Raw genomic sequence first — 18,663 nt, 5'->3', positions numbered from 1 at the left:
GGCACACCTCACTCGTGTTGCGGGCAGACCCGGATCGAGCCCCTAGCGCCGAGCGGCGCGGGCGTCTACGGCGAAGCGGGGCGCGGGCGCGGGTGACAGCTCGATCGGGCTGCTCGACCTGATGCGCTCACGCATGTCGCCCGTCCAGGACAGACTGGTGCCGTCGACGGCGCCGGCGCTGTGCAGCCAGTCCTCGTCGCAGAAGTCGCCGAGGCCGAGCCCGGCGACGAGGTCGCCGCCGAAGATCCGGTCGACGTGGTGGCACGCCCACGCGATCGGCGGCGCGATCCCGTGCCCGTCGATCAGCCTGACGAGTTCCGCCGCCTCGGTCGGTTCGAGGCGGTGCCACAGCCGCCACAGATCGGCGAACTGCCCCAGTCGCAGGTTCTTGAGCGCGATGGTGCGCGCGAACCAGCCTTCCCGGAACAGGTGGGTCGCCGTGAAGATGAAATCGTAGGGCGCAGTCAGCACGGGCAACGTGACTACCTCTTCGCCGCCCACCGGAACCGCCACCTGGCGCACTTCGGCGAGCACCTCGCGCATCGGAATCCGCCAGGCCGCGCCATACCACGTAATATCGAAGCAGACATCCACCGTGTGATACGGAAACGCGCAACCGACCGCCGGGCGCACAAAATGCGGCAGGTGGTCAGGATAGAGTCGGAACATTGCCACGTCTTGCCGGGAAAGCGCCACCAGCGTGTCGGTGCACAGGTCGTGCTCCATGTTTTCCAGGTAGCCGAGTTCACGCATCACCGCGGTCACCCGGGCCTGGTCCTCCGGGTGGATCATCACGTCGACGTCGTCGAAATAACGCCCGCCGAGCCCCCCGTAGAGGGTGACCTGGAACCCGACGCCCTTGGTGCATGCGACCCGGACACCGGCCGCGACCAGGGCTTTCACCACCCGATTCGCCTCTGTCGACGCCTCCGCGCACCGGTGGCGGTTCTCGTGCAGCGACATCACCAGGGCACGCCGGTACTCCGTCGGCACGAGTGCCGACAGGTCGGACCGGATGAGCAGATCCGCCAGTCTCGGCAGCATTCGGTGGCGCACTGCCGCGGCCATCAGGAAGTCCCAGTCGACCTCGGCCAGAATAATGTCGAAGTCGACCTCACCGGCTGCCGCACGGTCGTCGTGGATACTGGCCAACTCCAGGAGTCGCCAGCATCCGCCCCCAGTTTCGCTCATGCACAGCCCCCCGGCGTCGACCCTGATCCCACCCCAGAGAAAACCTTGAGCAGGCCGCCCGTCGAGGACCGCCCCAGTAAATGCTGATTCCACATCGGGTGTAATAGCCGGCGAACGTTCGGCCGTTTCCGCCCCCGATGAACTCTACATTAACTGTCTACCTCAACGATCTTATAGTGTCAACAGAGCACTCGTGTTTCCGGCGCACCACCGGCCGCACCCCGGGACGGCCGGGGTCGAGCACGCGGGCGGTGCGCTAGGAGAACAACTCGAAGGGCTCGTCGATCTCGTCGCCGTCGAGGAAGGCGTCGAGCAGGACCGGCAGCCGGCCGGGGTAGAAGTGGTCGCGGCTGACCCGCAGCTCGGACCGCGGCCACCAGCGGAAGTCGAAGTAGTCCTCGCGCTCGTAGTCGAGGCGGTGGGTATCGTCGACGTCCGGCCCGGGGCCCGGCAGCCGCAGCGCGACGATCACCTCGTCCTGGAGGTGGCGGCGCTGCCGGCTGCGGAACGACGCCCGACGCCGCCAGTTCGGCGGCCCCAGCCGGGACGGGTCGGCCACGATCCCGGCTTCCTCGCGAAGCTCCCGGACCGCGGCCTCCACATAGGACTCGCCCGGGTCGATGCCACCGCCCGGCAGCTCCCACCAAATGCCCAGATCGGGGTGGTCACGGTCTCGGATGCGAAAGAGCAGCACCCGGTCCAGGGCGTCGAGCACGACGACCCGGACCGCACTGCGCTCCAGGATCGGCAGGTCGTCGGGCAGCGGCACCGGCAGGCCGCGGTCGAGCGCCATGCTCAGGCCGCACCGGAGGGTCGACCGGCCACGGATCGCCGTCCGGCTCTGCTGCGCATGACCTGCCTTCCGTCGGGATGACCGCGGGCCCGGGGGGCTCCGGGAGGTGCCCGACGATACACAACCGCCGACCGCACCCGCCCGCCACACCGCCGACCACCACTGTCCACAGTGGATGGACATCGGCTCCGGAACCGCGACCCCGGCCTCCCCCGCCCTCCGACCGGTCGCCCACCCGACGACCTCCGGCCATCAAACGGGTGATGCCGCCCGGAGGTGCTGCAATCGAGCGGCCGGGGTGCCATGTTGAGAGGTGGCGAAGTGGCGTGCACTCTGGTGGGGGGCGCGATGCGGCGGACAACGATCGTCCTGCTGTCGGTGGCGGGCCTGCTCGCGGGGTGCCTCGGCCAGGTTCGGGAAGCCGATCCGGCGCGCAACGCCGACGCCAAGGACGTCACGTTGACGATCACGGCCAACGCGGTGGCGGGCGGGAAGAACGCGCGCGGCGCGGACTGGATCACGAACTGGGTGATCCCGAGGTTCACCGAGGCGCAGCGGGCCAAGGGCGTCAACGCCACGGTCCGCCTTGAGCAGAACGGCGCGGGCGACGAGGACTTCAAGACGAAGGTCGCGCTGGACTTCAAGACCGGCGGCGGCGGTGACATCGTCGAGTTGGACGGCATCTGGCTCGGCGAGTTCGCCCAAGCGGGCCAGGTCGCGCCGCTCGACGACGTCGTCGGCAAGGACGAGGTCGACGCGTGGGACGGCTGGCGGCAGATCCCGGACGCCGTGCAGCGCCTCGGCGAGTTCGACGGCAGGCGCTACGGCGTGCCGATGGGCACCGACGGCCGGGTGCTGTTCTACAACAAGAAGCTGTTCGCGCAGGCCGGCCTGCCCACCGACTGGCAGCCGCGTAGCTGGGACGACGTCCTCGACACCGCCGCGAAGCTCAAGGCGCTGCCCGGCGTCTCGCCGCTCCAGCTCAACGCCGGCACCGCGATGGGTGAGGCCACCACGATGCAGGGCGTGCTGCCCGCGTTGGTGGGCACCGGCACGACCGTGCACGAGGACGGCAAGTGGCAGGGCGCCACGGCGGGCGTCAAGGACGTCCTCTCGCTCTACCAGCGCGTCTACCGGGACGGGCTGGGCGACCCGATCCTCCAGCAGGAGGCGAAAGGCCGTGACCGGTCGTTCGCGATGTTCGCCGAGAACAAGATCGGCATCCTGCTGGAGAGCGACTACTTCTGGCGCTCGGTGGTCGAGCCGCGCATCGGCGTCGCCCGGATGGCGGACCGGGACACGGCCGTCGGGTGGGCGCTGATCCCCGCACGCGCGCCGGGGGCCGGGGTCGGCGGCCAAGACTTCGTCAGCATGTCCGGCGGCGGCGTGCGGGTGGTCAACCCGAATACGAAGTACCCGCGGCAGGCGTGGGAGCTGATGCGGTTCCTCAACTCGGCCGAGGCGGTCAAGTCGGCGCTGGCGGGCACCGCGCAGGTCACCCAGCGCACGGACGTCAACGACGAGGTGCTGGCGGGCGACCCGATGCTGAACTTCGTCGCCGACCGGGTGCTGCCGATCACCCGGTACCGGCCCGGCCTGGCGGACTACCCGAAGGTGTCGGCCGCGTTGCGGCAGGCGACCGCCGACGTGGTGGCGGGCAAGAGCCCGGACGCCGCCGCCCGGTCCTACCACGACGCGCTGGTCGCGGCGGTCGGCGAGGACGCCGTTGCGGGCGGCTGACCACCGTGACCCGGCGGGGCTCGGCACGACGCGGGCGATCGGGTTCGTCGCGCCGGCGCTGCTGCTGATCGGCCTGTTCCTGGTGTTCCCGGCGCTGTGGACGCTCTACATCGGGATCACCGACTACCAGTTGACCGGACCGGCCGCGGCCGAGCCGAGCGTCGTCGGCCCGGAAAACTTCGCCACCGCGCTGGACGACCCGCTGTTCGCCAACTCGCTGTGGCTCACCGCGTTGTTCGTGCTCGGCTCCGCGGTCCTCGGGCAGAACGTGCTCGGCTTCGCGCTCGCCTGGCTCCTGCGCCGGGTGCGGCCGGGGCTGCGGCGCACCGTCGAGGGTTTCGTGCTGCTGGCGTGGATCCTGCCCGGTCCCGTCGTCGCCTACCTGTGGTTCGCCGTGCTGAGCCGGGACGGCGGGACGCTCGACCTGCTGCTCGGCCGGCCGGGGACGGCGTGGCTGGTCGAGTACCCGATGGCGAGCCTGATCGTGTTCAACACCTGGCGCGGCACGGCGTTCTCCATGCTGCTGTACACCTCCGCGCTGGCCGCCGTGCCGCCGTCGCACCTGGAGACCGCCCGGCTGGCCGGCGCCGGTGGCTGGCAGACCGTGCGCGACGCGGTGTTCCCGCACATCCGCGGGCACGTGCTGACCAACACGCTGCTCATCAGCCTGTGGACGGCCAACGACTTCACGCCGTTCCTGCTCACCGCGGGCGGCCCGAACCACGAATCCGAGGTGCTGCCCGTGCTGATCTACCGACAGGCGCTGGAGAGCGGTCAGCTCGGGTACGCGTCGGCGATGTCGTTGCTGCTGCTGGTCGGCAACCTGGCGGTGGCGCTGGTGTACCTGCGGCTGCTGCGCAGGCGCGCGTGACACCGGCGTGGGTGGTGCGCCGGATCGGCTTCTACGTGCTGATCGCGGTGGTGCTGGCGTTCTTCGCGGTGCCGATGCTGTGGCTGGCCGGCGCGCCGTTCGACGCGCGGCCGGGGTTCGGCATCCGCTGGCCCGAGTGGACGTCGGCGAACGTGGCCGCCACCTTCCGCCACCCGTACGCGGTGCGATCGCTGGTCAACTCGCTGGTGCTGTGCCTGGTCGCGACCGCGGTGACGACGGCGTTCGCCGCCCTGGCCGCCTACGCCCTGTCCCGCGTGCGCATCCCCGGCCGGGACGTGCTGCTGTACGTGTTGCTGTTGCTGTCCAGCGTGGTCACGGGCACCGCGGCCATGGTGCCGCTGTTCGTGCTGATGCTGCAACTCGGGCTCATCGACTCGCGCTTCGGCACGGCGCTGGTGATCGCGGGCGGCATGCTGCCCGCGGCCATCTTCATCCTGAAGGACTTCATGGACTCCGTGCCGCGCTCGTACGAGGAGTCCGCGCGGGTGTTCGGCGCCTCGCCCCGGCAGGTGCTCGGGCACGTGGTGCTGCCGATCGCCAGGCCGGGCCTCGCGACGATCCTGGTGTGGTCGTTCGTCAACGCGTGGGGCAACTTCCTGCTGCCGTTCCTGCTCTTGCGCGACGTCGGAAAGCAGCCCGCGGCGGTGCTGATGCGGACGTTGCAGGACGAGGGCGGCAGCGCCAACCTGACCGTGATCCCGGTGTTCTCACTGCTGTACTCGATCCCGGTGGTGCTGCTGTACCTGGTGGTCAACAAGCGATACGGGTTCCGATTCCACGGGGGCATCAAGAGCTGATGGCAGGCATCGACATCACCGGGGTGTCCACTGTGTACCCGAACGGGGTGCGCGCGGTGGACGGGCTCGACCTGCGCGTCGTGGACGGCGAGCTGTTCGCGCTGCTCGGTCCGTCCGGCTGCGGCAAGACCACGTTGCTGCGCACGATCGCGGGCCTGGAGCTGCCCTCGGCGGGCGCCATCGCGATCGGGTCGCGCGACGTGACGCGGCTGCCGCCCGGCCGGCGTGGGGTGGCGATGGTGTTCCAGGACTACGCGCTGTTCCCGCACATGACGGTGACGGAGAACATCGCCTACCCGCTGCGCGTGCGCCGTGCGCCCAAGGCGCGGCAACGGGAAGCGGCTGCCGAGGTGGCCGAGGGCCTGAGCCTGTCGGCCCTGCTCGACCGCAGACCCGGCCAGTTGTCCGGCGGTCAGCAGCAACGCACGGCGCTGGGGCGCGCCGTCGCCGCGGGCGCCGACGTGCTGCTGCTGGACGAGCCACTGTCCAATCTGGACGCGCGGCTGCGCTTGGAGGCCAGGACGTTCCTCAAGCGGCTGCAACACGACCTGGCACTCACGACCGTCTTCGTGACGCACGACCAGGCCGAGGCCTTGGCGCTGGCCGACCGGATCGCGGTGATGGAGGCGGGCCGGATCCGTCAGTTGGGCACACCGCGCGAGGTGTTCCAACGGCCCGCCGACACGTTCGTCGCGAACTTCATCGGCTCCACCCCGATGAACCTGATCGAGGCCAAGACCCGCGACGGTCACGTCGAGTGCGCCGGGGCGAGGCTGCCGGGCCCGCCGGGCCTGGCCGACGACACGCCCGTCGTGGTGGGCGTGCGCCCCGAGTACCTGGCGCCGGCCGGCGAGGGCATCACCGGCCGGGTGTCCACCGTGGAGAACCTGGGCGTGTCGTCACTGGTGACCCTCGACTGCCCGGACGGCACGCTGATCAGCCTCACCGTGCCGGAACAGGAGGAACCGGCTCTCGGCGCGTCCCTCACCGTCGACGCCGCACCCGGCAGGCTGCTGTTCTACGGCGCGGATGACGGCAGACTGCTCGGCGGCTGACCATCCGGCTGAGCGCTCCCGACCGAGTGCCGGCAAGTGCGGTGGCTCCACCACGTTCGAGCGGGTGTGAGCCGGCCGGGCGGCGATCGACCATCAGCGCGTCCAGATCGACCTGTGGTTGTCCTCCCACTCGATCCTGACCACGCCGTCCGCATCGGGCACGACCGCGCACCACGCGTCCACAATCGAATCCGGCACCATGTACGACAACCCGGCACCGGTGACCTCGGAGACGTCGTCGACCCCGGACCCGTACATCACGTGGTCCAGCCTCCCCGGCACCAACGGGCCGGGAAAGGCCGTGAACGGCTTCTCCACCAACGTCGGATCGAGCCGCAAGTCCGGATCGACCACGACACCCACCAGCGAGCGGCGCCCCATGCCCGCGATCACGTCGTCCACATTGCCCGCGTCCACCAGGTACCACCGGGTGCCCAACCTCCCGTGAGCCCATTGTTCGCGCAACAGCACGAGCCGCGCCCGCGCCGCCGCCCGAACCTCCGCCCAGAACTCCCCGTCCGCCACCCGTTCCACCACCGGATCCCTGCTGACGTCCCAGGGTCGCCACACGACGATCACCTCGTCACCGTCGACATCGCCCAGTTCCTCGGCCAGGCCTTCCGACATTCCCATGTGCACGAAGCCGTCCCAACTCGTGTCCACGCGAAATCCATCCGCAACGAGCGCAAAAGGCGGCGGCTTGCCCCCCGCCATGTCGACCACGAGGGCGACAGCGGTCGCCGGATCGACGGTCACGCCGTTGCGCAACCAAGTCAGGTCCCCCGGCACCGGCTCGTTCAGCAGCAACTGGTCGACTTCGAACACCGCGGCACCAGTCGCGCGGACCGCCGCGCCGAGCAGCGCGGTCAACTCATCCGCGTACGCCTGCCAGCCGACCGCGTCGCGGAGGCGCAGTTGCACCTCCTCACTACGAGGACCGATCAACAACTCGACCGTCACGGTGCGATCCACGTCAACCCCTACAGCTCGCCCTGACTCCCGACATGCACCATATTGAGCCGAAGCGGCCACCGTCGCGACGCCCCGGTACCTCATTGGGGCCTACTGCCAAAGACTCCCACTCGCACTGGGCATCCTCGCCACGCACGACCCCTCCGTGCCTACGCCACCACCTGGACAGCCCCGGCTGCAACCGGCCTTCCGTTTCACCAGGTGACGGGTAGCTCTCGCACTGTGTAGAAGACCGCGTTCTCGTCGAATACCAGCTCTTCCAGCGGTGTGGCCAGCGCCAGGGTCGGTATGCGCCGGTAGAGGGTGCTGTAGACGACCTGCAGCTCTACCCGGGCCAGTGGGGCGCCCAGGCAAAGGTGCCTGCCGTAGCCGAAGGCGACGTGGTGGCGGGCCTTGCGGCGGACATCGACTGAATCCGGGTTCGGGAAGACCGAGGAGTCCCGGTTGGCGGTGCTCTTCACGCCGATGATGCCCTCGCCGGCGCGGATGAGCCGGCCGCCGATCTCCAGGTCCTCCCGTGCGACACGGCGGGCTTCGGTGTGGGTGATGGACAGGTAGCGCAGGAGTTCCTCCACCGCGTTGGCCACCAGCGCTGGATCGTCGCTGTCACGGACCGTGCGGAGCTGATCCGGGTGCGTCAGGAGCGTGGCGGTGCCCAGGGCGATCATGCTGGCGGTGGTGTCATGTCCGGCTACCAGGAGGAGCTGGCCCAGCACGGCGATCTCGCGTGGAGTCATCGCGCCGGTCCGGAACTGTTCGACGGCCAGCGTGCTGAGCAGGTCCTCGCCGGGTTCGGCGTTCTTCGTGACCACCAACTCTTCCAGGTAGGCGTTCAGTTCCTCGCCGGCGGCCACGGCCTGTTCGGGATCGGGTTCGTCCATGACGAGTGTGCGTGCCACTCCTTGGAAGAAGTCGCGGTCGGCGTAGGGCACGCCGAGCAGTTCGCAGATCACCTGCGAGGGGACCGGCAACGCGAAGGCCTGCACCAGGTCCACCGGTTTGGGGCCGGCGAGCATTCCGTCGATGAGGTCGTCGACGATGTGTTGGATTCGGGGCCGCAAGGCCTCCATCTTCTTGATCGTGAACTCCGCGGTCAGCAACCGTCGCTCGATGGTGTGTTCCGGCGGGTCCATCTGCATCAGCGTCGTCATCCTCGTGTCGCGTGCCTTGCTCACCGCGTTGGTGTGCGGAAAGCCGGGCTGCGTGGGATCGACGCTGATCCGTGGGTCGGCCAGCAGCGCGCGCAGGTCCTCGTAACGGGTGACCAGCCACGGCGTGCTGCCATCCCACAACCTCACCGGCGCAACTGGCGCCTGTTCGGCTCGCCGGGTCAACTCCGGCGCCGGGTCGAATGGGCAACCCGCCGCGCGAGCCATCGGGAATTGCGACACCGCTGTCCTGTCGTCGGTCATGGAACCTCCTCGTGTCGAACGTTCATCTCTGGTCTGTGTCGATCACGAGCCGCGAGTCCGAGGTGCATTCGGCAAGTGCACCGACGACGCGTTCTCGGCGGAGCCGGTCACGGCCGACCGTTGGCGGCGGGCTTGACGTCGGCCTCGTTCGGGCGTCGCGTGTGGTGGCCGGCCGGCCGTGCGGTGAAGATCCCGAAGGCGAAGATGACGGCGAACCGCCACCCTGACCGTCGCCCACACGCCCCTCCTCACCGCCGAGTGACCTACGCCCGCATCATGCCGGGGCGGAACCTCGCGGTAATCGGACAAAACGGACGTGAGTTACCTCACATTTTCGGGCAACCGCCGGCCTACCGTGCCTTGTCGAATGGTGTTCGCGCGGCGAACGGCCGCCTGATCAGGCCCAGCCGACCGGCAGGTCCGCCTGGAGGTTGTCGAGGATCGTGCCGGCGATGCGGGCGAACTGGTCCAGCTCGTCCGCCGTGAGGGGGTCGACGAACAGTCGCCGGACCTCCTGCGCGTGGCCGGGCACGGCCTTTTCGAGCGTGGCGAGGCCTTTCGCCGTGATCACGGCGTCCACGCCCCGGGAGCCGCACCGTTCCCTGGTGACCAGACCTCGCTTGCACATCCGGGTGAGCTGGTGGTGCATGCGGCTCTTCTCCCAGCCTGCCACCTGTCCCAGCTCGTAGGGACGCATCCGCCCGTCGGGCGCCTCGGACAGCAACGCGAGCACGGAGTAGTCGGCGTTGGACAGACCGCTGTCGGCTTGGAGCTGCTGCTCGATGCGCGTTCGCAGCAGCTCCAGCATCTGGAAGGACGTCCGCCAGGCGCGGAGTTCGCGTTCGGTCAGTCGCTGCTGCACCATGCGGTCATCGTACTCGCCAGTTGATGTATCAACTCAACTGTGCGACTCTTGAGTTGATACATCAACTCGAAGGGCGCGAGGAGACATCATGAGCAGGCGACGTGACGAGGGCGAGCCGCAGGAGCCGTCGGCGGCGCGAACCGGGCGGCGTGACTTCCTGAAGACCTCCGCGGCGGTGACCGCAGTCGCCGCTGGAGCGGTCGCGGGCATCGCCGGCCCGGCCGACGCGCACGACGACGGTCAACCGCCGAAGGACACCGGCCGCCGTGGACGCCGCTATGTCATCCGCGGCGGCGCGGTGATGTCCATGGACCCCAACGTCGGCGACTTCGAGCGGGCCGACGTCCTGATCGAGGGCAAGCGGATCGTCGAGGTCCGGCCCGACATCCGCGCCGCCGGCGCCGGCGTGATCGACGCGCGTGGGCGGATCGTCATGCCGGGCTTCGTCGACACCCACCACCACCAGTTCGAGACCGCCGAGCGCGCGTTCCTCGCCAATGGCCTGCTCCGCGACGACGGATCCGGATCGCCGAGCGCGCAGCCGAACTACGGTGAGCACATCCTCGAAGGGTTCGCGCGGGTGTACCGGACGCGGGACGTGTACATCAATGAGCTGTTCGCGGGGCTCTCGCAGCTTGACGCGGGTGTCACCACGGTGCTCGACGTGTCGCAGATCCACCACTCCCCCGAACACAGCGATGCGGCGATCCAGGCGCTGATCGACACCGGGCGGCGTGCCGCATTCGGCTACTTCGAAGGCGACGGCCGCATCGGAGCCCGGTACCCGGAGGACGCCTACCGCATCCGGGACAAGTGGTTCCGCTCCGACGACCAGCTCGTGACCATGGTCATGGGCGGCGAACTCCACCTCGGCAGGGAGGTGTACACCAGGGCGTGGGCGATCGCCCGCGAGCTGGGTCTGAGGATCGCCGCGCACTCCGTCGGCTCGTGGGGGATGCGGCCCGTCTTCGACGCCATCGCGCGGGGCGACGGCGGGGTCCAGGTGGGGCCGGACAACCTCTTCATCCACATGACCGGCATGTCCGACGAGACCTGGCAGCGGTTCCGGGACGCCGGCGCGCACGTCTCGCTGGCGTTCCCCATCGAGATGACCATGCGGCACGGCACTCCGCCCATCCTCAAGATGCGGGAACTGGGCATGGAGCCCTCCCTGAGCTCCGACGTCGAGACGACGATGACCGCGGACCCGTTCACGCAGATGCGCACCGCGATGACCATGCAGCGCATGATCGTCAACGAGCTGGTCCTGGGCCAGGGAGACCCCGTGCCGCCCAACAACTGGCCGACGCCCGCCCCCGGCACGCCGGACCTCCTCACCGTCCGCGACGTGCTCCGCTACGCGACCATCAACGGCGCCAAGCACTTGGGACTCGACGGCAGGACCGGCACCCTCACGCCGGGCAAGGAGGCCGACATCGTCCTCCTCGACGCCACCGCGCTCAACGTGGCCCCGCTCAACAACGTGCCCGGGGCGGTCGTGTCCCTGATGGACCGCACCAACGTCGAGACTGTGATCGTCGCCGGCCAGGTGCGCAAGTGGCGGGGGCGGCTGCTCGACGCGGACCTGAACCGGCTGCGGCGGGACCTTGAAGCATCGCGCGACTACCTCTTCAAGGCGATGGGACTACCGCAGGACCTGTTCGCCTAGAGCGGGCCGTCGCCGCGATGAGGGTCGAGGAGATGTACGCGTGCGCGGGGCCGGCCGGGACGAAGACCGTTTCGATGCCGCTCAGGTGACGGTTCATCCGAGCCATCGGCAACTCGTGCTCCAGGTCGCCCGGCGTGCGCGTGCCTCGCACGACCACGCCGATACCCGCCCCGCGGCAGTAGTCGACCAGCAGCCGGCCGGGACTGGAGTCCACCGTGACATTGGCCAGGTCGCCGGTCATGTCGGCCAGCAGGGCCAGTCGCTCGGAGAGGAGGAGCCGGCCGGTTTTCTCCGGGTTGGTCAGGACGCACATGACCACTTCGTCGAACAGGCCCGCGGCCCGGCGCGCCACGTCGAGGTGTCCCTGCGTGGCCGGGTCGAAGGAGCCGGGGAATACGGCGCGCACGGCTTGCCATGCTAACGACCGGCGGTGGCCGTGCGGGCAACCGGTGACAGGAGCCTCCCCGCTCGTCACCCTCGGCACGGTGTGCGGTGCGGCAGGCCGGGTGCGTACCGGTCCCATTCCTCGGCGCTGAGCGTTCGATCCGTCGCCGCGCACAGAGAACGCTGCGGGTCGACGGTGGAGCCGGTGTCCCACAGCCGGACCCCGCCGTCGTCGCCGCCGGTGGCCAGGACCCGGCCGTCCGGGCTGAACGCCACGGACCTGACGGTGCCGTGGTGCGCCAGGTGCGGTGGGGCCAACTGGCGTCGGGTGGGCAGGTGCCACAGGCGCACCGAGTGATCACCTCCGCCGGTGGCCAGGATCTCGCCGTTCGGGCTGAAGGCCGCCGCGTACACGGGCCCGACGTGGCCGACGAGCGGTTCGCCGATCCGGGTGCCGTCGGCGACGTTCCAGAGGCGGACGGTGCCGTCGTCGCTCGCGGTCACGAGCGTCGTGGCGTCGGGTGAGACCGCGACGGCGCCCACGGGGCCTCCGTGCCGCTCCAGTTCCTTCGGTGCGTTGTCGCGCCACAGCTTCACGCGACCGTCCTGCAGTCCCGCCGCCACGACCCGGCCGTCGGGGCTCCACGTCGCGGAGTAGGCGGTGGTGTCGGTGAGGCGCGTCCGGGAGGGCGTGCCGGTCTCCGGTTTCCACTCGAAGACCGTTCCGCCGGTCCCGATCCCGCCTCCCAGGTCCGAGGCGACGGTGAGGGCGTGCCGGTCGGGGTGGCGGACGAGGGACCGGATCGTCTGGTTCGAGTGGAGCGTGTGGAGTCGTTGCTGCCGCGTGTCGACCTGCCAGGTGTATATCGCGCCGAGGAACGAAGTTCCCCCCGTGCCTTCAACGGTGGTGAGCCCACCGGCGAACAGGTTCGCGCCGTCGGCGTCGAACACGACCGCCCGGACCGCGGTCGTGCCCGCGTCCAGTGCCGCGACGTGCTCGCGCCGCGCCAGGTCCCAAAGGTGCACGGCCGGACCCTCGGCGGACCACGAGCGCTCCTTGCCCGCGGTCCAGCGGATGGTCCTGCCCTCCGACACCGACCCGGTGCCCTGGTCGCCGATGAAGCACATGTCCCAGTCCCCGTCGGCGCACGGGTAGGGCCGGCCGGGGATGGACGCTTCCCGTCGGGGATCGCCGCCGGTGGCCAGCGTCCGGCCGTCGGGGCTGAACGCGGCGGCGAACACCCGGCCCGCGTGACCGGCCAGCGGCGCGGCCATCGCGTGGTGCAAGGACATCCGCCACAGTCGCACCGTGCCGTCGGAGCTGCCGGTGGCCAACAGTTCGCCGTCCGGGCTGAACGCCGCGGTGGTCACCGTGCCGGTGTGGCCGCGCAGCGGTTCGCCGACCGGCCGGCGCCCGGCCGTGTCCCACAACCACACCGTGCCGCCGTGGCCGGCCGCGGCGAACAGCGCGCCGTCGGGCGAGAAGGCGATCGCGGGCACCTTCGCGGCACGGTCGGCGTCGACCCGGCCGGTGATGGGCTCACCGAGGGGCTGCCTGGTGGTCGTGTCCCAGAACCGCAGTGTGGTGTCGGAGCCGACGGTGGCCAGGACCCGGCCGTCCGGCGAGATCGCCACGGCCGGGCTGGTGTCGCTGCGCGGACTGCTCTCGTGCGCGGGCACCGGGTTGCCCGCCCAGTCCCCGGTGCGCAGGAAGTTCAGGTGTCCGTTGTCGCCGCTCAGGGTCGCCAGGTGTCCGCCGTCCGCCGTGAACGCGGCGGCCACCGAGCCGAAAGACGGCACGTACGGCCGCGTCGCCGTGCGGGTGACGAGGTCCCACATGCGGATCCGGGCGCCGCGCGCGGCGGTGCTCAGCAGCAGCCTCCCGTCGCGGCTGAACGCGACCCGGTGCGCGGTGTCGACGGTGGACAGCCCGGTCCGTTCCGGATCGAGGGCGAGTCGCTCCGGCTCGACCGGCCGCCGGTCGGCGAGGCGCCACAGCCGCACGTCCGCGCCGTCGCCGGTCGCCAGCAGCCCGCCGTCCGGGCGGAACGCGATCGAGGTCGGCGCCGCCTCGTGGCCGGTGACCGGCTCGCCGACCCGCCGGCGGGTCGCGACGTCCCACACGCCCATCGCCTTGTCCGCCGTGCCGACCACCAGGGAGCCGCCGTCCGGGCTGAACGCCAGAGCGCCCACCGCGCCCCCGCCGGGTGACAGGACCGCGAGGCCGGGGCGCAGCGTCGCGGCGAGCTGGGCGGACCGCGCCTGCCCGGTCGGGCTGATCCCGTGCGCGGCGACCGCCAGCAGGCGGGCCAGCTCCGGGTCGTTGTCGCCGATCGCCTCGCTGCGCGAGGCCAAGTCGCGCGACGACGCGGCATCGCGCTGGTCCTCGGCGTTGCCCCGCAACACGGCCGTGTAGCCCAACAGGCCGGTGACCACCACCAGCGACAGGGCCAGGAACGCGACGGCGAACCGCCTGACAGCGGTGATCCGCCGGTGCTGGCGGACGTCCTCGCCCTCGATGTCGTCGACCGGGACACCGTGGATCGGCGACGCCACCTCGGCCAACGCCCGGCGGAACACGCTGTGCCGGGTGGAGAGCCGGGGCTCTCCGTGCGCCCAGCCCAGGTCCACCCACTTCGGCTCGGTGGTGAACCACCCGCGCAGGCCGGGGGGCAGCGCGTCGGTGGCGTCCCAGTCGAAGTCCCCCTCGCCCCAGGCGATCGTGCCGTGCGCGAGCACGATCAGGAACCGGCCGCGATCGGGCTCGGTGCGCAGCCAGTGGTCGACCTCCAGGCCCACCCACGGCGACGCGGCGGCGTGCGGTGACGCCAGCAGGATGAAGTAGCGAGACCCGTCCAGAGCGTCGGCGATGCGCCCCCACAGATCGGGGTTGGCGGCCAGGATGTTCCGGTCGAGGAACACGCGCAACGCGCGGCGCTGGTGCCACCGCTTCATCAGCCGGCTCAACCCGCGCTCGACGGCGACGGCGACCCCGTCGTCGGCGTGGCTGTAGGAGAGGAAGGCGTCGTACCGCTCGCCGGACGGCCGGTCCGCGGACCTGGTGTCCGCCGATTCAAGCCCGGTCGGCGTGGAATCGACGTCGTCAGGGGAACTACCGGCGTGGATCACTGGGCGGGCACCGATAATTCGAAGCGCATCTGCTTGCCGTCGTCACCGGACTGCTCGACCAACACGGCTTCATAAGGGCCTACCGGAGCCCGTTCGCCTTTGCGCAGGACGGTCGTCTCGCCGCCGAAGGTCAGGGCCAGTGCGAAGGCCGGCGTGTCGCGGTCGTCGCGAATCTGAACCTCGTCCAGTCCCCCGCAAGCCACCGTGAGGCCGCGCTGGTACCTGGTGATCTTCACCGCCCGGTCGGACGCGGCACTCGCGGCTCCGGTGCCGATGTGCACGTCCACCAAGCAACTGGTCATCCGCGGACTGGTCGGAGCGACGACCGCGGGAGAGCTCGACGAGGACGAACTGGTCGGGGTGACAGGCGCCGACGAGACGGGGGCGGCGTCCGGCTCACGTCCGGAACAGCCGGACAGCAGAAAGGATCCGGCCATGACCAAGGCACACATCTCCGGGGCGCGAACGCCACGACGCGGAGTCTGCATTCTCGGACCGTACCGCCACAGGCCGCCACGCGCAGCCGGCTCCGGACCGTTGCGCCGCGGCACGAGAACGCGGTCCTCCGTCGGCAACTGACGGGTCCGGCCCGGCTTCTCGACCGGCGGAACATGTCCGGTTCGCCCCCCGTGATGGCCGTTGATGCCCTCCAGAACAAGGCCTGCCACGAGGTGAACTGATCCCACTTCGTCAGACATCAACTCGAGGGGGCCATCGTGGGAACTACGACATCGCTGCAGGGCCTCGTCGCTCTCGTCACCGGTGCCGGTCGCGAACGAGGCATCGGCGCCGCGACCGCGGAGCACCTGGCCCGTGCGGGCGCGTCGGTGTTGGTGAGCGATCTCGTACCGGCCGGGCCGGCCGGCGAAGAGGCGCAGGCCGGTCTCGACGCGACCGTCGCACGGGTGCGCGCCGCCGGTGGCCACGCCACGAGCGTCGCGCTCGACGTCACCGATGCCACGCAGATCGAGGCGGCGGTGGAGGCGGCAGTGAGCGCGTTCGGCCGGCTCGACGTGTTGGTCAACAACGCGGGATCAGGGATCGGCGTGGCCGCGTTCGCCGAGGTCACCGACGACCAGTGGGAGCTGTCCTGGCTGGTCAACGTCATGGGTCCGATGCGACTGAGCCGGGCCGCGCTTCCGTACCTGGAGCAGCAGGGTGGCAGCATCGTCAACGTTGCCTCCACGGCGGGCATTGCCGCTCAGGCCGGTTACGGGGCCTACACCGTGACCAAGCATGCGATCGTCGGGCTGACCCGGCTCTTGGCCGCCGAGCTCGGGCCGCGCGGAATCCGCGTGAACGCCGTCGCGCCGGGGATGATCCACACCGACCTGGGCACGGCCGAGCTGGAGCTGATTGCCGCCTCGTCCGGAGCGACCGTCGAGGACACCGCCCGTTCGGTCGTGGAGAGCATCCCGGTGCGACGGCTCGGCACGCCGGACGACGTCGCCGCCGCGATCGCCTGGCTCGCGCAGCCGGGCTCCTACGTGTCCGGCGCGATCGTGCCGGTCACCGGAGCCATGGCCGCCGGACTCAACTGACGCCGGCCCGGTCCTGGTTCGCCCAGCGCGGGGCCCGAGCAGTCACGACACAGCGACGCCACCGCGGCGCGGGATGCGCCGACGGTGCAACTACTTGTTCCACAAAGGAGACATGGTGAAGATCGTCCCAGGCAGGGTCACGCATGAGTACGACGGGGAGCTGGTGGTGTTCCACATCGGCATGACGTTCAACCAGTGGTGGCGGCCCGATCTCTACCTGCCGGTCTTCTTCGCCATGCCGGCGATGATCCGCGAACTCGCCGACGACCCGGACTCGGGAATGCTCGGCTACGAATTCCTGTTCAACCGCCGAGGACCGTTCGCCGTGCAGTACTGGTCCTCGATCGACAAGCTCTACGACTACGCGTCCGCCGGGTCGCTGAAGCACCGTCCGGCATGGACCAAGTTCAACGCGATGGCGAGGAAACACCCCAAGGCGGTGGGAGTCTGGCACGAGACCTTCCTCGTCGAGCGTGCCGAGAGCATGTTCGTCGGGACACCGGCCATGGCGCTGCCCAAGGCGACGAAGATCGTGCCCGTCGATAAGAATTCCCACCGCGCCCGCACGCGGCTGGCGGCGGGCGCCACCACGCTGCCCGAAAGCCCGGAGCCCCGTCCGACCGCCGAGGAGTCGGACTGATCACGGGTTGCTCTGCTGGTGCCACTGCGACAACTCGGTGCAGGACGCGAGTCGTCGCAGTGGCCCTGCGTGCGGCGTCGTCCTGAGGCGATGGTCGAGACGGCAGCGAGAACGTTCGGCAGGCTCGGAGTGGTGGTCGACAACGCGGGACCGGACGCCTGGCTCGCGCAGTCGACCTCCTCCGTGCCCGGCGCGGTCGTGCCGGGCACGGAGCCACCGGCCTCCGGACTCGACCGGCGCCGGGCCTGGTCCCGGTCAGGTCCCGGTGGCCGGATACCCCTCGGTGGCCGGGTACCCGTCGCCGGAGGTGCGGACGGCAAGTGGGGTCCGGCCGGTCCAACGCCGATAGGCGCGGCGGAACTCGCGTCCGTCCCTGAAGCCGACTTCGGCGGCCACCGCCGAGATCGCCAGGGTGGAGCGCCGAAGCAGCGCGGTCGCGTGTCGCTCGCGGACGCGGTCGCGGATGGCGCCGAAGTTGTCGCCTGCCTCAGCGAGCTGCCGGCGCAACGTGCGCTCGCTGATGTGCATCTCCTCGGCGATCTCGGTCATGGAGAGCGGGCGGTGGAGGTGTGCGTTCACCAGCGCCTCCACCGCGGCGACGACCCCGGGCCTGATCCGCGTCGGAGCGATCAGGCTCCGGCACACCGCGAGCGCTGTCCGCAGCGTCGGTTCGTGGTGCGTGGGGATCGGCGATCGCAGCACGTCGGAACTGATCACGAAGCGGTCGGCGTCGGCGCCGAAGTGCACCGGACAACGGAAGAACCGCTGGTATCGGGCGGCATGGGCCGGCGACCGATAGGACAGGAAGATCCGGTTGGGCGCCCAGGTCTCACCGAGGACGGAGCGCAGGAACGCGGTGATGCTGGCGAACGCCTCCTCAGCGAGGAACGGCAGCAGGGCTGGGTCTGGCCAACGCTCCCGGAGATACAGTTCGATCTCGTCCCCACCCACCCCTTCCGCGATGAAGTCGGCGAGGCTGCCGGAAGCACGATGCAATTCGTCGATGACCCTGAATGCGTCGCCGACAGTCGCGGACGTTCTCATCGCCACGCCGACGAAGCCGAAGGACAGCAACGCGTCGCGGGCTCCGACCTCAAGGCCGAGGGGTCGGTCGGGCAGCGCCGCGACGGCTCTGCGGAGCACCGTCCTGGCTTGATCCAACGACACGCGGACATCGGCGTCGTCGAGGAGTACGGGCGCGAGTCCCGTCCCCGAGAACCAGGCCGAGACCGACAACCCGGCTTGGCGGCCGATCGCCACGACAGCGCTCAGCAGCGTCGGCGGAATGACCGCGTCAGAGGGTGTCATCGTCGAGTCGACCCCGCCACGGTGCTTCTCCTCTCATTGTCTGTCCGCAACGTTGTCGACGTTGCGCGCGCGGTGGTGGACGACTCTGTCACCCCACCAGGACATTGTCGGCTCCGCGCCAGTCATCCGATGGTAGGTTCTGCCACGCCTGCCCCAGAGGGCACATCGGACGGGCACGAGGGACGAGTCGCTGGGCGGGAAGTTGCGCGACCTGCAGCTCACCGTATACAACGACCGTCTGCACCCGGGCGACCACAGCATGCCGCTCGTCGCCC

Annotated in this window: 16 protein-coding genes; 7 read left to right on the top strand and 9 right to left on the bottom strand. The window is 70.3% G+C overall.

Annotated elements, in window-relative coordinates:
• Positions 1 to 42: 42 nt before the first annotated feature.
• Positions 43 to 1,152 (bottom strand): nucleotidyltransferase family protein, encoded by a 1,110-nt coding sequence (locus ACQPZF_RS17300; protein WP_433272773.1) that lies wholly within the window; start codon positions 1,150 to 1,152, stop codon positions 43 to 45.
• A 295-nt stretch (positions 1,153 to 1,447) separates the two neighbouring features.
• Positions 1,448 to 1,984, bottom strand: a complete 537-nt coding sequence (locus ACQPZF_RS17295) for an NUDIX hydrolase (protein ID WP_433272771.1) — start codon at positions 1,982 to 1,984, stop codon at positions 1,448 to 1,450.
• A gap of 321 nt (positions 1,985 to 2,305) precedes the next feature.
• Here ACQPZF_RS17295 and ACQPZF_RS17290 point away from each other — a divergent pair, with 321 nt between their 5' ends.
• The 4 genes from ACQPZF_RS17290 to ACQPZF_RS17275 are packed head-to-tail and all read left to right on the top strand — an operon-like array spanning position 2,306 to position 6,468.
• Positions 2,306 to 3,724, top strand: a complete 1,419-nt coding sequence (locus ACQPZF_RS17290) for an extracellular solute-binding protein (protein ID WP_433272769.1) — start codon at positions 2,306 to 2,308, stop codon at positions 3,722 to 3,724.
• Complete coding sequence (locus ACQPZF_RS17285) at positions 3,711 to 4,595, top strand: carbohydrate ABC transporter permease (protein ID WP_433272767.1); 885 nt, start codon at positions 3,711 to 3,713, stop codon at positions 4,593 to 4,595. Before ACQPZF_RS17290 ends, ACQPZF_RS17285 begins: the two co-directional genes overlap by 14 nt.
• A complete protein-coding gene (locus ACQPZF_RS17280; protein ID WP_433272765.1) occupies positions 4,592 to 5,413 on the top strand; it encodes an ABC transporter permease subunit in 822 nt (273 codons plus the stop codon). Before ACQPZF_RS17285 ends, ACQPZF_RS17280 begins: the two co-directional genes overlap by 4 nt.
• On the top strand, positions 5,413 to 6,468 hold the full coding sequence (locus ACQPZF_RS17275) for an ABC transporter ATP-binding protein (RefSeq protein ID WP_433272763.1): 1,056 nt from the start codon (positions 5,413 to 5,415) through the stop codon (positions 6,466 to 6,468). The genes ACQPZF_RS17280 and ACQPZF_RS17275 overlap by 1 nt, the downstream gene beginning before the upstream one ends.
• 93 nt (positions 6,469 to 6,561) lie before the next feature.
• On the opposite strand, the gene ACQPZF_RS17270 is transcribed toward ACQPZF_RS17275, so the two are convergent.
• The 3 genes from ACQPZF_RS17270 to ACQPZF_RS17260 form a co-directional block, all read right to left on the bottom strand.
• On the bottom strand, positions 6,562 to 7,440 hold the full coding sequence (locus ACQPZF_RS17270) for a hypothetical protein (protein WP_433272761.1): 879 nt from the start codon (positions 7,438 to 7,440) through the stop codon (positions 6,562 to 6,564).
• A 194-nt stretch (positions 7,441 to 7,634) separates the two neighbouring features.
• Entirely contained in the window at positions 7,635 to 8,852 is a 1,218-nt protein-coding gene (locus ACQPZF_RS17265) for a cytochrome P450 (RefSeq protein ID WP_433272759.1), read from the bottom strand.
• A 397-nt stretch (positions 8,853 to 9,249) separates the two neighbouring features.
• Complete coding sequence (locus tag ACQPZF_RS17260) at positions 9,250 to 9,717, bottom strand: MarR family winged helix-turn-helix transcriptional regulator (RefSeq protein WP_433272757.1); 468 nt, start codon at positions 9,715 to 9,717, stop codon at positions 9,250 to 9,252.
• An 88-nt stretch (positions 9,718 to 9,805) separates the two neighbouring features.
• Here ACQPZF_RS17260 and ACQPZF_RS17255 point away from each other — a divergent pair, with 88 nt between their 5' ends.
• Positions 9,806 to 11,386, top strand: a complete 1,581-nt coding sequence (locus ACQPZF_RS17255; protein ID WP_433272755.1) for an amidohydrolase family protein — start codon at positions 9,806 to 9,808, stop codon at positions 11,384 to 11,386.
• On the opposite strand, the gene coaD is transcribed toward ACQPZF_RS17255, so the two are convergent.
• The 3 genes from coaD to ACQPZF_RS17240 form a co-directional block, all read right to left on the bottom strand.
• Positions 11,349 to 11,792, bottom strand: coding sequence for a pantetheine-phosphate adenylyltransferase (gene coaD / locus ACQPZF_RS17250; RefSeq protein ID WP_433272753.1), 444 nt, complete (start codon positions 11,790 to 11,792; stop codon positions 11,349 to 11,351). The genes ACQPZF_RS17255 and coaD overlap by 38 nt on opposite strands.
• A 65-nt stretch (positions 11,793 to 11,857) precedes the next feature.
• The gene (locus ACQPZF_RS17245) at positions 11,858 to 14,899 is read right to left on the bottom strand and encodes a TIR domain-containing protein (RefSeq protein ID WP_433272751.1); all 3,042 of its coding nucleotides are present in this window, start codon (positions 14,897 to 14,899) and stop codon (positions 11,858 to 11,860) included.
• Positions 14,896 to 15,387: a hypothetical protein gene (locus ACQPZF_RS17240; RefSeq protein ID WP_433272749.1), complete on the bottom strand. Its 492-nt coding sequence runs from the start codon at positions 15,385 to 15,387 to the stop codon at positions 14,896 to 14,898. Before ACQPZF_RS17240 ends, ACQPZF_RS17245 begins: the two co-directional genes overlap by 4 nt.
• A gap of 228 nt (positions 15,388 to 15,615) precedes the next feature.
• Between ACQPZF_RS17240 and ACQPZF_RS17235 the strand changes: the two genes are divergently transcribed.
• Together ACQPZF_RS17235 and ACQPZF_RS17230 are read left to right on the top strand one after the other, a co-directional pair.
• Positions 15,616 to 16,440, top strand: coding sequence for an SDR family NAD(P)-dependent oxidoreductase (locus tag ACQPZF_RS17235; protein WP_433272747.1), 825 nt, complete (start codon positions 15,616 to 15,618; stop codon positions 16,438 to 16,440).
• Between the two features lie 115 nt (positions 16,441 to 16,555).
• Positions 16,556 to 17,080 (top strand): DUF4188 domain-containing protein, encoded by a 525-nt coding sequence (locus ACQPZF_RS17230; RefSeq protein WP_433272745.1) that lies wholly within the window; start codon positions 16,556 to 16,558, stop codon positions 17,078 to 17,080.
• Between the two features lie 255 nt (positions 17,081 to 17,335).
• Here the strand turns inward: ACQPZF_RS17230 and ACQPZF_RS17225 are convergent, their stop codons facing one another.
• Complete coding sequence (locus ACQPZF_RS17225; RefSeq protein ID WP_433272743.1) at positions 17,336 to 18,388, bottom strand: AraC family transcriptional regulator; 1,053 nt, start codon at positions 18,386 to 18,388, stop codon at positions 17,336 to 17,338.
• Positions 18,389 to 18,663 lie beyond the last annotated feature (275 nt).

The sequence above is a fragment of the Actinosynnema sp. CS-041913 genome, from assembly GCF_050942485.1.
Classification (GTDB): Bacteria; Actinomycetota; Actinomycetes; order Mycobacteriales; family Pseudonocardiaceae; genus Actinosynnema.
The sequence above is the reverse complement of the archived record's forward strand: the minus strand, read 5'-3'. Positions and strand labels throughout refer to the sequence as shown.

Coding starts and splice junctions, on each gene's coding strand:
- ACQPZF_RS17260 (WP_433272757.1), bottom strand. CDS start 9,717: ATGGTGCAGCAGCGACTGACCGAACGCGAACTCCGCGCCTGGCGGACG.
- ACQPZF_RS17295 (WP_433272771.1), bottom strand. CDS start 1,984: ATGGCGCTCGACCGCGGCCTGCCGGTGCCGCTGCCCGACGACCTGCCG.
- ACQPZF_RS17255 (WP_433272755.1), top strand. CDS start 9,806: ATGAGCAGGCGACGTGACGAGGGCGAGCCGCAGGAGCCGTCGGCGGCG.
- ACQPZF_RS17240 (WP_433272749.1), bottom strand. CDS start 15,387: ATGCAGACTCCGCGTCGTGGCGTTCGCGCCCCGGAGATGTGTGCCTTG.
- ACQPZF_RS17265 (WP_433272759.1), bottom strand. CDS start 8,852: ATGACCGACGACAGGACAGCGGTGTCGCAATTCCCGATGGCTCGCGCG.
- ACQPZF_RS17275 (WP_433272763.1), top strand. CDS start 5,413: ATGGCAGGCATCGACATCACCGGGGTGTCCACTGTGTACCCGAACGGG.
- ACQPZF_RS17225 (WP_433272743.1), bottom strand. CDS start 18,388: ATGACACCCTCTGACGCGGTCATTCCGCCGACGCTGCTGAGCGCTGTC.